Here is a 1791-nt window from a genome sequence, read left to right on the forward strand (position 1 = left end):
CTGCATTTTTATTTCTCCCTGATAACTCTTTTCTCAGATTCTGTTGTTTTTTCTAATATCTATGGTTATATTACTTAAATGAAAAACTAAATTCCAGCTGTGGATTATCTCAGTAACTATGCGGGATTAAATTCTGTAATGCACCTTAACAATTCTATTTTTTTGTCTTATAATAAACCTGTAAGCACTCATGATTTATGTTTTTATGCATACTAACCGGGCATCTGAAAATAGTGTGCGAGACTAAATTCCACATGCCTTATGTGCAAGACTAAATTCTGGTGCAGTGAAATCTGCCTGTGCTTTACTATTTTATTTTATAAGTTTTGGACTAAGCATAACATCATCAGGTGCGATTGCCTTTAATCCTAATGCTTTGTGCAGTTTGTTGTCCAAGAGTAAAAGAGAGAGTTCATATGGGCTATGTCCATTAAGACTGTCTCTTTTTTCGCTGTTTATGTGATTCATCATAAGTCTGACTTTCTCGTCATTTAAATCAGCGAATGAACTCCCTTTCGGACGGATGTAGCGGATATACTCGTGGTTCTTTTCGCAGGCACCTTTTTGCCAAAAGCTGTATGGATCACAGTAAAAGACCGTCGTGCTTTTACTTCCGTCACAGAATTCCTCCATCTCTTCACGAGCTGAGAATTCTGAACCTCCATCCGTGAGGATCACCGGAAAAAGCTTTTTGAATGCATCCTGTCCTAACACTGTTTCAAGCCATACAAAGACCTCTAACACGCATTCCTGGTCTTGATATTCCAACAGGAACATAAGCATAAGATTGCAGTTGCGGAATGTAAAGGTCAAGAGGGCGCAGCTTTCGCCTTTCATTCCTTCCACGCAGTCCATTTCCACAACATTTATATCTGGATGATCTTTCATATAATTCTGGAAATTTTCGTAGTTATGACCTTGACGATAAGAACGATCTTTTGCACTGGTCTGTGTAGGTTTCTTGCGTTTCTTATAACGTACAGAACGTCTTAAGTCACCATTGCGGACATCGAATACACAATCATTGATGTAGGAGTAAAGTGTTCTTCTGGAGCAACCCAATTCTTCTGCATGAGTAGCATAAATATGACCGATGGACTGATGCTTCTCCTTGATCAATGGAACCAATAAATCATTCATGGATTGAATGCTTTCCGGAGTCTGGTTAATGCCGGCTCTGCAATCGACTAGCACGCTACGGTACTCATCATGGGCATATTTGGATGAATAAAACTTTCTGGGCATAAGACAATGGGTCTTTTTACCACAGCCATTACATACGTAGGGAGGTTTATTCAGTTTCTCACATTCAGCTGTCTCATATGCGGGACATATATCAGTGCAGCGAAAGGATGGTTTTCTGCAAAGCTTACAATGAATGCCACACATCTTATCACACAAGCATGTCACCTTACAGTTCTTGCGATGAATACATGGCGGGTGAGTGTAACCTGAATCCGGACGTTCTTTTGTATGTGCGTGGAGACGTACTTCCTTTGATATGGTAGATGGATTTTTACCAATAATTCGTCCAATTTCAGTGAAGCTTTTATTCTCAGTAAGACCTTTCTCGATATCAACACGCTGTTCAAATGTTAAATGTTTCTGATTGCCTTTATTTTTCATAATTATCTCCAATCTGCACAGGCAGGCAATCAGCTGCAAGTACATTATACGGAGTAATGATTATCAAAGACAATATGGCAAATATGTGTGCAAAAGTAACTTCGACCTATATAGAATTTACTCTTGCATTTGGTCCAAAACCGGAATTTAGTTTTTCATTTAAGT

At 38.9% G+C, this 1791-nt stretch carries 1 protein-coding gene; it reads right to left on the reverse strand.

The features are described from left to right. Positions 1 to 312: 312 nt before the first annotated feature. Positions 313 to 1626: an IS30 family transposase gene (locus LJE12_RS19435; RefSeq protein WP_227227159.1), complete on the reverse strand. Its 1314-nt coding sequence runs from the start codon at positions 1624 to 1626 to the stop codon at positions 313 to 315. Positions 1627 to 1791: the final 165 nt, after the last annotated feature.

It is taken from the genome of Blautia sp. DFI.6.71 (assembly GCF_020593585.1).
Classification (GTDB): Bacteria; Bacillota; Clostridia; order Lachnospirales; family Lachnospiraceae; genus Blautia_A; species Blautia_A wexlerae.